Annotated in this window: 7 protein-coding genes and 1 pseudogene; 6 read left to right on the forward strand and 2 right to left on the reverse strand. The window is 71.7% G+C overall.

Features of this window, described 5'->3' with window-relative positions; translation table 11 throughout:
• Window positions 1–184: 184 nt before the first annotated feature.
• Both OG202_RS35825 and hflX read left to right on the forward strand, forming a co-directional pair.
• Window positions 185–1,666, forward strand: coding sequence for a M1 family metallopeptidase (locus tag OG202_RS35825; protein ID WP_327727534.1), 1,482 nt, complete (start codon window positions 185–187; stop codon window positions 1,664–1,666).
• 177 nt (window positions 1,667–1,843) lie between these two features.
• Window positions 1,844–3,340 carry a GTPase HflX gene (gene hflX, locus OG202_RS35830; protein ID WP_326576337.1) on the forward strand — a complete coding sequence of 499 codons (1,497 nt, stop codon included), beginning with the start codon at window positions 1,844–1,846 and terminating at the stop codon, window positions 3,338–3,340.
• Between the two features lie 341 nt (window positions 3,341–3,681).
• On the opposite strand, the pseudogene OG202_RS35835 reads toward hflX, so the two are convergent.
• Together OG202_RS35835 and OG202_RS35840 are read right to left on the reverse strand one after the other, a co-directional pair.
• Window positions 3,682–3,903: pseudogene (locus OG202_RS35835) on the reverse strand (hypothetical protein); the annotation flags it as partial.
• Between the two features lie 61 nt (window positions 3,904–3,964).
• On the reverse strand, window positions 3,965–5,197 hold the full coding sequence (locus OG202_RS35840; protein ID WP_326576335.1) for a trypsin-like serine peptidase: 1,233 nt from the start codon (window positions 5,195–5,197) through the stop codon (window positions 3,965–3,967).
• Between the two features lie 376 nt (window positions 5,198–5,573).
• Between OG202_RS35840 and OG202_RS35845 the strand changes: the two genes are divergently transcribed.
• The 4 genes from OG202_RS35845 (at window position 5,574) to OG202_RS35860 (ending at window position 13,031) form a co-directional block, all read left to right on the forward strand.
• Window positions 5,574–7,073: a diaminobutyrate--2-oxoglutarate transaminase family protein gene (locus OG202_RS35845; protein ID WP_443052324.1), complete on the forward strand. Its 1,500-nt coding sequence runs from the start codon at window positions 5,574–5,576 to the stop codon at window positions 7,071–7,073.
• Between the two features lie 873 nt (window positions 7,074–7,946).
• Window positions 7,947–9,992, forward strand: coding sequence for an IucA/IucC family protein (locus OG202_RS35850; protein ID WP_327732106.1), 2,046 nt, complete (start codon window positions 7,947–7,949; stop codon window positions 9,990–9,992).
• 100 nt (window positions 9,993–10,092) lie between these two features.
• Window positions 10,093–10,836, forward strand: coding sequence for a GNAT family N-acetyltransferase (locus tag OG202_RS35855; protein WP_326576332.1), 744 nt, complete (start codon window positions 10,093–10,095; stop codon window positions 10,834–10,836).
• A 203-nt stretch (window positions 10,837–11,039) separates the two neighbouring features.
• Window positions 11,040–13,031, forward strand: a complete 1,992-nt coding sequence (locus OG202_RS35860) for an ATP-dependent DNA helicase (RefSeq protein ID WP_327727533.1) — start codon at window positions 11,040–11,042, stop codon at window positions 13,029–13,031.
• Window positions 13,032–13,133 lie beyond the last annotated feature (102 nt).

Consider the following 13,133-nt stretch of genomic DNA (forward strand, 5'->3'; position numbering starts at 1 on the left):
CGCGCACGCCGTGCGGACGGTGGCCGCGCACGACCTCGGCGGGCGGCCGCGCGGCGATCCCGTCCGGCCACCGGCCACCGACCCGGCCGCTCGGAGGCGGCGCGGCGGACGGCGGGCCGCTCGTTCGGGTGGGATCGCCGCGCGTCGGCCGCGCGCGGCGGGAGTGCGCTGGTAGCGGTGGACCATGCCGCTCACCCCACGCCCCAGGAGCCGCCGCGTCCAGGCCGCGCTGCTCGCCTCCGCCGCCTCCGTCTGCCTGATCGCCGCGAGCGCCCCCTCACCCGCCGTGCCCCTCGGCGTCGGCGACCGGCTCTTCCCCCACCTCGGCAACCCGGGATACGACGTGGCGTCGTACGACCTCGACTTCACCTACCCCGGCAGCAACCGCGAGCCGCTCACCGCCGTCACCACGATCGACGCCCGGACGACCGCCCCTCTGGAACGGGTCAACCTCGACTTCACGCACGGGAAGGTCAGCTCCGTGGAGGTCGACGGAGCGCCCGCCGCCTTCACGAGCGCGGGGGAGGACCTGGTGATCACCCCCCGGGCCCCGCTCCCCGAGGGCGCCCGGACGCGCATCACCGTGCGGCACACCAGCGACCCCGTGTACACGGGGGACGAGGAGGGCGGCTGGGTACGGACCGCCGACGGGCTCGCGATGGCCAACCAGGCCGACGCGGCGCACGTGGTGTTCCCCTGCAACGACCACCCCTCCGACAAGGCGATGTTCACGGTCCGTGTCACCGTGCCCGACGGCTACACGGCCGTCTCCAACGGCCTCGCCACCGGCACGGACCGCGCCCCGGGAACCACCACCTGGACCTACCGCACCCAGCACCCCATGGCCACCGAACTGGCCCAGATCTCCGTCGGCCGCTCCGCCGTCGTCCACCGGACCGGACCCCACCGCCTGCCCGTCCGTGACGTGGTCCCCGCCAAGGACCGCGAGAAGCTCGAACCGTGGCTCAAGAAGACCCCCGCCCAGATCGAGTGGATGGAGGGCAAGGTCGGCCGCTACCCCTTCGAGACGTACGGCGTGCTGATCGCCGAGGCGCAGACCGGGTTCGAACTGGAGACACAGACCCTGTCCCTCTTCGAGAAAGACCTGTTCACCCGGCCCGAGTACCCCAAGTGGTACGTCGAGTCGATCATGGTCCACGAGCTGGCCCACCAGTGGTTCGGCAACAGCGTCAGCCCCCGCACCTGGTCCGACCTGTGGCTGAACGAGGGACACGCCACCTGGTACGAGGCCCTGTACGCCGAGGAGACCGCCGGCCGGACCGTGGCGGCGCGCATGAAGGCCGCCTACGGCGCCTCCGACCGTTGGCGGACCGCCGGGGGACCCCCCGCGGCCCCGAAGGCGCCCAAGAACGGCCAGAAGATCGGTATCTTCCGGGCGAACGTCTACGACGGCGCCGCGCTCTTCCTCTACGCCCTGCGCGAGGAGATCGGCGGTTCCGCGTTCGCCCTGCTCCAGCGGGCCTGGGTCGCCGTCCACCGGGACGGTGTCGCCTCGACCGCCGACTTCCAGGACCTCGCCTCCCGGATCGCCGGACGCGACCTCGGCGCCTTCTTCCACGCCTGGCTGTACGAGGTGAAGACACCGCCGATGCCGGGGCACCCCGACTGGAAGTCCGCTCCGGTGGAGGCCCCGGCGAAGCGGTAGCCGGGATCCACCCGGGTGTGACCTCGGTGCGGACGGGGAAAAACCCGGGTGACGAGACGGGGCGTACCGTGCGACCATCTTCGAGTCGGCGGCGGGAATCTCCCGGGTGCCCCGGGCGTTGTCGCCAGTGACGGGTCGTGATCCGTCACCTCGGATTCCTATCGACGTAAGGACCCAATGACCTCCTCTTCTTCCCCTTCCCAGGCCGCACAGAGCGCCTTCGCGCAGAACGACCCCGAGAACCTGCGGGCCGATGCCCTGATGGAAGAGGACGTCGCCTGGAGCTTCGAGATCGACGGAGAGCGGGACGGCGACCAGTTCGACCGCTCCGACCGCGCGGCCCTGCGCCGTGTCGCGGGCCTCTCCACCGAGCTGGAAGACGTCACCGAGGTCGAGTACCGCCAGCTCCGCCTGGAGCGCGTCGTACTCGTCGGTGTCTGGACCACGGGAACCGCACGGGATTCGGAGAACTCCCTCGCGGAGCTGGCCGCCCTCGCGGAGACCGCGGGCGCGCTCGTGCTGGACGGCGTGATCCAGCGCCGCGACAAGCCGGACGCGGCCACCTACATCGGCTCCGGCAAGGCCAACGAACTGCGGGACATCGTCCTCGAATCGGGCGCGGACACCGTCATCTGCGACGGTGAGCTGAGCCCGGGGCAGCTCATCCACCTCGAAGACGTCGTCAAGGTCAAGGTCATCGACCGTACGGCCCTGATCCTCGACATCTTCGCCCAGCACGCCAAGTCCCGCGAGGGCAAGGCACAGGTCGCGCTCGCGCAGATGCAGTACATGCTGCCGCGGCTGCGAGGCTGGGGTCAGTCGCTGTCCCGGCAGATGGGCGGCGGCAAGGGCGGCGGCCTCGCCACCCGTGGTCCCGGTGAGACCAAGATCGAGACGGACCGGCGGCGGATCCGCGAGAAGATGGCGAAAATGCGCCGGGAGATCGCGGAGATGAAGACTGGCCGCGAGATCAAGCGCCAGGAGCGCCGCAGGAACAAGGTGCCCTCGGTGGCCATCGCCGGTTACACCAACGCCGGCAAGTCCTCCCTGCTCAACCGCCTCACGGGCGCCGGCGTCCTGGTCGAGAACGCGCTGTTCGCGACCCTTGACCCGACCGTGCGCCGGGCCGAGACCCCGAGCGGGCGGCTGTACACGCTGGCGGACACCGTCGGCTTCGTACGCCACCTGCCGCACCACCTCGTCGAGGCGTTCCGCTCCACGATGGAGGAGGTCGGCGACTCCGACCTGATCCTGCACGTGGTCGACGGTTCGCACCCCGCGCCGGAGGAGCAGCTGGCCGCCGTGCGCGAGGTCATCCGGGACGTGGGCGCGACCAACGTGCCCGAGATCGTGGTGATCAACAAGGCGGACGCGGCCGACCCGCTGACGCTCCAGCGGCTGCTGCGGATCGAGAAGCGCTCCATCGCCGTCTCGGCCCGCTCCGGCCAGGGCATCGCGGAACTGCTCGCCCTGATCGACAACGAACTGCCGCGCCCCTCGGTCGAGATCGAGGCGCTCGTGCCGTACACCCACGGCAAGCTCGTCGCCCGCGCCCACACCGAGGGCGAGGTGATCTCCGAGGAGCACACCCCGGAGGGCACCCTGCTCAAGGCCCGGGTGCACGAGGAACTGGCCGCCGACCTGGCGCCGTACGTCCCGGCGGCCACGGCCTGACGGTCGACTGAGTCGCCCGCACGTCCGACGGCCGGTTGACGCGTCGGTACGTCCCGAAGGCCCGCCCTCTCCGTTGAGGGCGGGCCTTCGGTCATGCGCGGGGCACCGGCGGCTTGGTGCCCCCGCACACCCCCGTCCGTCCACGCGCCACGCGGGTTTCTCCTCGACCTGGGCGGCGATCAGCTCGCCGGGGCCATAGGCGTGCTCAGCACGCGCCCTGTTCAGTGGGACGAAGCTGTTCCGCTCGTCGTGGCAGCCGAGGCCGTACGAGCCGCCGGTCAACCGCGCGACCGGGCCGCCGGACGGAAGAGGGCGGCGGCGTGACACCAGCTCGGCCGCGCTCACCGACCGCCGTACGCGCTACTCATCTCGTCGTACAGCGCCCTGGCCGTGTCGCCCAACCGCGATCCCGCGAGCCAGGTGTTGCCGGCCGGGCCGATCGACGTGTTCGACACGAGCCGGGGCTCGGTGCCGACCATGCGGAACCAGCCGTCGCCGGACGACCCGCCGGTCATGGTGCAGCCGATGCGGTACAGGGGACGGGCGGACGGCGCGCGGCCAGGACTTCCGCGCGCCGTCCGGCCACCCCTCTCCGGGGGCGGCACCACCGTGGTCAGCCAGGTGTCACTGCGACGCGAACTTGTCGCTCACCGCCTGGTACACACCCTCGGCCTCCTTGCCCAGCCGCGGCCCGGCCAGCCAACCGGCGCTCACCGGTCCGATGGAGGTGTTCGACACCAGCGCGGGCTGACCGTCCGAACCGGTCGCCACCCAGCCACCGCCGGACGACCCGCCGGTCATGGTGCAGCCGATGCGGTACATCGTCGGGTCGGCCTCGACGAGCGAGAGCCGCCCCGGCTTGTCCGTGCACCGGTACATCGTCTCGCCGTCGTACGGAGCGCCGGCCGGGTAGCCGGTCGCGGTGATGCTCTCCACCTGCGGCACGGCGGGCGCGTCGAAGTCCACCGGCAGCGCCGAACCGACCATCTCTTCCAGCGACTTGCCCCCGCTGCCCTCCTCCGGCGTCACATGGATCACCGCGAAGTCGTACGGCGCTCCGTCACCGCCCGTCTGACCGCCCTGCTCGATCCACTGGTCCGAGGTCTGCGCCCAGTCACCCCACCAGACGCCGTACGGAGCGACCTCCTCCTTCGTGGCCGTCTGCAGCTCCGACGCCGCCATACCGCTGTCGTTGTACGAGGGCACGAAGGCGATGTTGCGGTACCAGCCGCCCGACTTGCCGGCGTGCACACAGTGGCCGGCCGTCCACACCATGTTGGACTTGCCCGGGTTGGCCGGGTCCTGGACCACGGTCGCCGAGCAGACCATCGTGCCCTCGGGCGCGTCGAAGAACACCTTGCCCGCCTCGGGCACGTTCGCGTGGTACTTGGCCGACACCGCCTCGGCTTCGACGGACTGCGGCGTCGGGTCGGTCACGCCCTGGTCACCGGTGAGGTCGCTCTCGTCGACCTCCTTCTCCGGTTCCTCGGCGTCCCGCATCCGGTCCGGGTCCCACAGGTCCTCGATGATCGGGTTGACGTAGTCCTCGGCCTCGCGCAGCCAGTCGTCCTTGTCCCAGTTCTTCCAGGCCCCGCCCCGCCACTTGTCGAGGTCGATCCCGTGTTCCTTGAGCTTGTCCTTGAGGTCGTCCGGTATCTGGATCTTGCCGTCGCCCGCGCTGCCGCTGTCCTGCGCGGACGCCGACGCATCGGCGTTCGCCGTGGTGTCACCGGAGCCGCACGCGGTGGCGGTCAACGACAGAACCGTGGCCAGGCCGACCGCGGCCAGAACGGGGGAGGTTCTGCGGCGCGTGCTCCTCCCACGACGAGCGGTGCGGAGCGGTCGTATGGGTCGCATGGTCTGAACTCCCCCTGGGGCGTAAGTGAACTCTGTGCTGCCGAAGCGGATCACGCACGGATCCTCCGCGCGCGCACCGCCTCCTTGTACGTAACCGACATGGCATTCGCGCGGCTCTGTACGTCTGCTTCTTCGTACGTAGCCGTCGTACGCGCGGCTTGGTACGCGTCCGCCGAGCCGCGTCGTTCGGAACGGCACCACACACTATGCGGTCGTTGTGGGGGACATCCGATGGAACGGCAACGGTTCCGTCACGGCAAGGATCTTCGCTCCACCCGCTTCCCCGTAGGAGTCGCGTCGTTGGTATGTGCGGGGACCCGCCGGTGCTCGGTGACCCCTGCCAACTCGCCTCTGAACAGCGGGAGGAAGTGCAGTCGTGGCGGTGACCGAGTCCACGGTGACGCTGGTGGGGCGTGAGTCCGACCGAGCGCGTTCGCGACACGAGAGCGAACGGGCGCAAGCACGACGGGAGCACGACGGGGCGCGCTCGGCACACGAGGGGATCCTGCGGCGGCAGACGGCCCGTGAGTCGGCTGCGCGCACCTACGCGCGCGCCCTGCCCATCGTGCCCGTACGCGCCCGGGGGCTGACCATCGAGGGCGCCGACGGCCGCCGTTACCTCGACTGTCTGTCCGGCGCGGGCACCCTGGCCCTCGGCCACAACCACCCGGTCGTCCTCGAAGCGATCCGCAAGGCGCTCGACTCGGGCGCCCCGCTGCACGCCCTCGACCTGGCCACCCCCGTCAAGGAGGCCTTCACCACCGAACTGTTCCGCACCCTGCCGCCCGGGCTTGCGGACCGCGCGCGCGTCCAGTTCTGCGGACCCGCCGGCACGGACGCGGTCGAGGCCGCCTTCGAACTGGTCCGGGCGGCGACCGGACGCACTGACATGCTCGCCTTCACCGGTGCCGACCACGGCATGACCGCCGGGGCTCTCCCACACAACGCCTCCGGGGGCGCCCGAGCCGTACGGGCGGCACGTCTGCCGTACCCGCAGGACTACCGCTGCCCGTTCGGTATCGGCGGCGAGGGCGGCGCCGAACTCGCGGCCCGCTGGACCGAGTCCGTCCTCGATGACGTCACGTCCGGCGCACTGCTGCCCGCCGGCATGATCCTCGAACCCGTCCAGGGTGAGGGCGGCGTGATCCCAGCCCCGGACGGCTGGCTGCGCCGCATGCGTGAGATCACCACCGCGCGCTCGATCCCGCTGATCGCCGACGAGGTCCAGACGGGTGTGGGCCGCACGGGCCGCTTCTGGGCCGTCGAGCACAGCGGCGTCGTCCCCGATGTGATGGTCCTGTCCAAGGCCATCGGTGGCAGTCTCCCGCTGGCCGTCGTGGTCTACCGCGACGACCTCGACACCTGGCAGCCCGGCGCCCACGCGGGCACCTTCCGCGGCAACCAGCTCGCCATGGCCGCCGGCGCCGCCACCCTCGCCCACGTCCGTGAGAACGGCCTCGCCGGACGCGCCGAAGCCCTGGGTGCCCGCATGCTCGCCCAACTCCAGTGCCTCACCGAGCAGTTCGCCTGCGTGGGCGACGTACGGGGACGGGGGCTGATGATCGGCATCGAGATGGTCACCCCGGACACGTCCTCTCCCTCCGGCGACACCGGCCCGCGCCCACCCGCCCCCTCCCTCGCCACCGCGGTCCAGCGCGAGTGCCTCCGCCGTGGCCTGATCGTCGAACTCGGCGGTCGCCACGCCGGCGTCGTACGCCTCCTCCCACCCCTCACGATCACCGACGAACAGACGAACGCCGTACTCGACCGCCTGACGGACGCGATCGCGTCGGTAGCGGCCGCCGCCCTGGCGCGAGGCTCGGTGAGCCCGGTGCCCGAGCGAACCGGAGGGCCCGCACGCATGCCCGCCGGATGAGCTTCGAGCAGCCCCGAGCGGCCGCCCGGTCCGCCCACCACCGAGCAACCATCCAGGCCGCCCCTCACCCCACCCCCGAAACAGCCGCACACCCCCGGCACCGACCCACCCCGCCACCGCCCCGCATCGCTCCCGCACGCGCCCCCACCGCACCATCGCCCGGCACTCCTCCCGCACAAGCCCCCACTCCGTTCGACCGCACAGCCCCGCGATTGCCCTTCCGCACGAGCAACCCCAGGAACCGCCTTGAATCCGCCACCCGCCCCCGAGGCCCGCATCCACGACCCCGCCCCGGAAACCCACACCCCCGAGACCCCGAGGCCGCCGACCGCAGAGCCGTCCCCTCGCCTGGCCGAGCCACAGCCCTGCCAGGCTGAGCAGGGACCCGGCCACCCGGAGCAGGACCCCTGCCGGCCGGAGCAGGACCCCTGCCGGCCGGAGCAGGACCCCTGCCACCCGGAGCAGGACCCCTGCCGGCCGGAGCGGGGCTCCGGCCGGGCCGAGCCGGGGTTCAGCCAGGCTTACAGGTGCCCAGGTGAGGCCGAGCCACAAGGGAGTCAGGCCAGGCGAGGGGCCGATCCGCTCCAGCGAGGGCCCAGCCAGCCCGAGCCGGGATCCGGATCCGGTCACCCCGCGCAGGTTCCGGCCCCTGCCGTGCCGGTCCCTCGCCAAGCCGCGACCGCTCACCATCCGACCGAGGCACGTCGAGAGAGCGTCCCACCGGCCCCAAGCCGAGCCGCCGACCGGACCCGGACCGCCGCGTCTTCGCCCGTCTCCGCCGCCGTCGGAACCTGGGCCACCGCGTCTTCGTCCGGTCCCGCCGCCGTCGGAACCCGGCCCACCGAGCCTCCGTCCGGTCCCGCCGCCGACGTCCTGCACCACCCCGACCCGCACACCGCGGCCCAGGCGGCAGCGGTCGAGAACCTGTTGCGCTGCTGGGTACGCGAACACAACCTCACCTCCCCCCACGAGGGCACCCTCCACATCCCCCTCCCCACCACCGGCTCGACACTCCTCACCCCGGTGCACTACTGGTCCCTCACCGGCTGGCACCGCTTCGGCCTCCCGCACCTCGTCGGCATCCCCGAGACGGCACCCCCTGTCGACGCGGTCACAGTGGCGACCCTGCTGGCCAGGGAGGCTGCCGCGCGAGGCCCACGCGGGACAGGCACCCAAGAGCCCCGACCCACGACAGCGCACACCCCCGCGTCCCCCACCACGGGCAGGCCGGATCACCCCGATCCGCTCGACGCACTCGGCCGCCCCGGCCTGCTCCGACGACTCGCCCCACTCGATCAACCAGGTCAACCAGGTCAACCAGACCGGCCTGACCAACTCGGCTGCCCCGACCAGCCCGACCAGCCCGACCTGATCGGCAGAGTCGCCGACTCCGCCCGCCGCGTCGCCGTGTTCATCGCCGAGCGCCGAGCCGATCCCGCCGACCATCCGGACCGCTTCCTCGCCGCCGAGCAGGCTCTCGTCCTCGGCCACCCCCTGCACCCCACCCCGAAGAGCCGGGATGGGCTCTCCGAGGCCGAAGCACGGCTCTACTCACCTGAGTCGCGTGGCTCCTTCCCCTTGCACTGGATGGCGATCGCACCCTCCGTCCTGTCGACCGACTCGGCATGGACCGAGCGCGGTCGTGTCGTCCCCGCCGACCAGCTGACCGCACGGCTGGCCGGCCCGGCGCTGCCGCTGCCCCACGGCTACGCCGCCCTGCCCCTGCACCCCTGGCAGCTCCGCGAGGTCCGCCACCGTCCGGCCGTCGCCGCCCTGCTCGACGCCGGGCTGCTTCGGGACCTGGGTCCGCACGGCGACCCGTGGCACCCCACCTCCTCCGTCCGCACCGTTCACCGCACCGGCGCCCCCGCGATGCTGAAGCTCTCGCTGGGCCTGCGCATCACCAACTCCCGTCGTGAGAACCTCCGCAAGGAACTCCACCGCGGTGTCGAGGTCCACCGCCTGTTGCGCACCGGCCTGGCCGCGCGGTGGCAGGCGGCCCACCCCGGGTTCGACATCGTCCGAGACCCGGCCTGGCTGGCGGTCACCGCACCGGACGGTGCCCCCCTGCCCGGGCTGGACGTGGTCATCCGGCACAACCCGTTCCGCCCGGCGGACGACGCGGCCTGCGTCGCCGGACTCGTCTCGCCGAGGCCGTACGACCAGGGCGGGCGACGGACGGATCGCTTCGCCGTGGGCCCCGGCGAGCCGCAGAGCTGCCACGAGGACCAGGAGCCGGAGCGGCCCGGCGGCCCCCTTCGGCAGGGCCGCGACACCCGTACCGATGAGCGCCACACCATGCGGTCACGGCTTGCCGACGTCGTCACCCGCCTCGCCGACCGCACCGGGCGTCCCCGAGGCACCGTCGCCATCGAGTGGTTCCTGCGCTATCTGGAGCAGGTCGTGCGGCCCGTGCTGTGGCTGGACAGCGAGGCCGGGATCGCTCTCGAAGCGCACCAGCAGAACACGCTCGTCCTACTGGATCCCCACGGCTGGCCCATCGGCGGCCGGTACCGCGACAACCAGGGCTACTACTTCCGCGAGTCCCGTCGCGCGGACCTCGAAGCCCGGCTGCCCGGCATCGGCGCACACAGTGACACGTTCGTCTCCGACGAGGTCACCGACGAGCGGTTCGCCTACTACCTCGGGATCAACAACGTGCTGGGCCTCATCGGCGCGTTCGGCTCCCAGCGCCTCGCCGACGAGCGGCTCCTGCTCGCCGCCTTCCGCCGCTTCCTCGCGGATGTGGCCACCGGCCCTGCCCGGCTGAACACAACCCTGCCGGCCCGGCTGCTCGACTCACCCGTCCTGCGCTGCAAGGCCAACCTCCTGACCCGCCTCCACGGCCTCGACGAACTCGTCGGCCCCGTCGACACCCAGTCCGTCTACGTCACCATCGCCAACCCCCTCCATCGCTGACCGGCCCCTTCGCCCCTGTTCAGCTCACCCGTCTCCGTACTCCGCCTCCCTTCAGCCCCGAGGAACATGACCCACCCGATCTCCTGAGAGGAGCGTCGCCGTGCCTCCCACCGACGCGAGCACCCAAGCAAGCACCGACACCGCCTCGGCCTCGAGCAGTGAGGACACGCTCGAACTGCGACTGACCGACGACTTCCTCGCTCTCCTGTCCGAGGACGGGGACTCGTGCGGCGGCAGGACCGAGGCGGGACGGGAGGCGCCCCCGGCCAACGGCGAGCTGCTCGACCACCTCGCCGACTGGGGGCCGGTCGTCACCCCGGCAGGCACCCTGCATCTCGTCCCGGTCCGCCTCGAACGGGAGCTCCCGCTGGTCTCCCGCTGGATGAACGACTCGGCCGTGGACTCCTACTGGCAGCTCGCCGGACCCGAGGACGTGACCGCGAACCACCTCCGGAACCAGCTCGGCGGAGACGGCCGCAGCATGCCCTGCCTCGGGATGCTGAACGGCACCCCGATGAGCTACTGGGAGATCTACCGCGCGGACCTCGACCCCCTCGCCCGCCACTACCCCGCCCGCCCGCACGACACCGGGATCCATCTCCTCATCGGTCCCGTGGCCGACCGGGGGCGGGGTCTCGGTTCCATCCTGCTGCGCGCCGTCGCCGATCTCGTCCTCGACAGACGACCCTCCTGTGCCCGCGTCGTCGCGGAACCAGACCTTCGCAACTTCCCCTCCGTCTCCGCCTTCCTGAGCGCAGGCTTCCGGTTCTCCGCCGAGGTCGACCTGCCCGACAAGCGGGCAGCCCTCATGGTCCGAGACCGGCTTCTGCGCGATCTGATGTAGATCCGATGTGGATCCGCTGTGACGCCGTCATATCTGGTACACCGCCCGCGCCGATGCGGTTCCCGGTCCAATCGACTCGATTTCCGGTGCCGAGAATCGGCCCTTCCCGTCGAAGAGAACCCGGTCTTGATCCCGCCCCTCACGCCCCATGCCTCCGCCTTGATCACCCGTTTGTCAGTGGTGACCCGTAGGGTGGTCGCGCTATGACGAAGCCCTCACTCCACGAACTCCTGCACGCCGCCGTCACCGCTGTCGGCGGCATGGAGCGCCCCGGCCAGGTGACCATGGCCGAAGCCGTCGCGGAGGCGATCGACGACGGCTCCCATCTGCTGGTCCAGGCAGGCACCGGCACCGGAAAGTCGCTCGGTTACCTGGTGCCCGCGCTCGCCCAGGGGGAGCGCGTCGTCGTGGCGACGGCGACCCTGGCACTGCAGCGCCAGCTCGTGGAGCGGGACCTGCCGAGAACGGTCGACGCGTTGCATCCGCTGCTGCGCCGCCGCCCCGAGTTCGCGATGCTCAAGGGCCGGTCGAACTACCTGTGCCTGCACCGTCTGAACGAAGGCGTGCCGCAGGACGAGGAGGAGGGCCTCTTCGACCAGTTCGAGGCGGCCGCACCCTCCAGCAAGCTGGGCCAGGACCTGCTGCGGTTGCGGGACTGGTCGCAGGAGACCGAGACCGGCGACCGGGACGACCTCACCCCCGGCGTGTCCGACCGCGCCTGGGCCCAGATCTCCGTGTCGTCCCGGGAGTGCCTGGGAGCCTCCAAGTGCGCGTACGGCGCGGAGTGCTTCGCCGAGATGGCCCGGGAGCGGGCCAAGCTCTCCGAGGTCGTCGTGACCAACCACGCGCTGCTCGCGATCGACGCCATCGAGGGCGCGCCGGTGCTGCCCCCGCACGAGGTGCTGATCGTGGACGAGGCGCACGAACTCGTCTCACGGGTGACGGGCGTGGCGACCGGCGAGCTCACCCCGGGCCAGGTCAACCGCGCGGTGAAGCGGGCGGCGAAGCTCGTGAACGAGAAGGTCGCCGACCAGCTGCAGACCGCCGCCGAGGGGTTCGAGCGGGTCATGGAGCTGGCTCTGCCGGGCCGTCTGGAGGAGGTCCCCGAGGACCTGGCGTACGTCCTCATGGCGTTGCGCGATGCCGCCCGTGCGGTGATCTCGGCGCTCGGCAGCACCCGCGACAAGTCCGTCCAGGACGAGGACGCCGTCCGCAAGCAGGCGCTGGCGGCCGTGGAGAGTGTGCACGACGTGGCGGAGCGGATCAGCAACGGCTCCGAGTGGGACGTCGTCTGGTACGAACGCCATGACCGCTTCGGCGCGTCCCTGCGGGTCGCCCCCATGTCCGTCTCGGGCCTCCTCCGGGAGAAGCTCTTCGCGGACCGTTCCGTCACCCTGACCTCGGCCACGCTCAAGCTGGGCGGCGACTTCAACGGCGTAGGCGCGTCACTGGGCCTGGCGCCGGAGGGCACGCAGGGGGAGGACCTTCCGCAGTGGAAGGGCGTGGACGTCGGATCGCCGTTCGACTACCCGAGGCAGGGCATCCTCTACGTCGCCAAGCATCTGGCGCGTCCCGCGCGGGACGGCGACCGGGCGGACATGCTGGACGAGCTCACGGAGCTGATCCAGGCGGCGGGCGGCCGGACACTCGGTCTGTTCTCGTCGATGCGGGCCGCCCAGCTGGCGGCGGAGGAGCTGCGCGTCCGTATCCCCGAGTACCCGATCCTGCTCCAGGGCGAAGAGACACTGGGCGAGCTGATCAAGGGCTTCGCGGCCGACCCGGAGACGTGTCTGTTCGGCACGCTCTCGCTCTGGCAGGGCGTGGACGTGCCCGGCCCCAGCTGTCAGCTGGTCGTCATGGACAAGATCCCGTTCCCGCGTCCCGACGACCCCTTGATGAGCGCCCGCCAGAAGGCCGTCGAGGAGGCGGGGGGCAACGGCTTCATGGCTGTCGCCGCCACCCACGCGGCCCTCCTGATGGCCCAGGGCGCCGGCCGTCTCGTACGGGCGCAGGGCGATCGTGGTGTGGTCGCCGTGCTGGACCAGCGGCTGGCGACCGCGCGGTACGGCAGCTACCTGAAGGCGTCACTGCCCGACTTCTGGTACACGACGGACCGTAACCAGGTCCGCAAGTCGCTCGCATCGATCGACAGTGCGGCGAAGGACAGGGAAGAGGCGGAGAAGGCGCAGGCGTGAAAAAACGGCCGGTGGCCTGTCCCGATCGTCCATGGGACAGGCCACCGGCCGTTCTGCGCACAGGCACAGGCACAGGCACAGGGCCCGGACCGTGGTTCTTCG

The organism is Streptomyces sp. NBC_00310 (assembly GCF_036208085.1).
GTDB lineage: Bacteria > Actinomycetota > Actinomycetes > Streptomycetales > Streptomycetaceae > Streptomyces.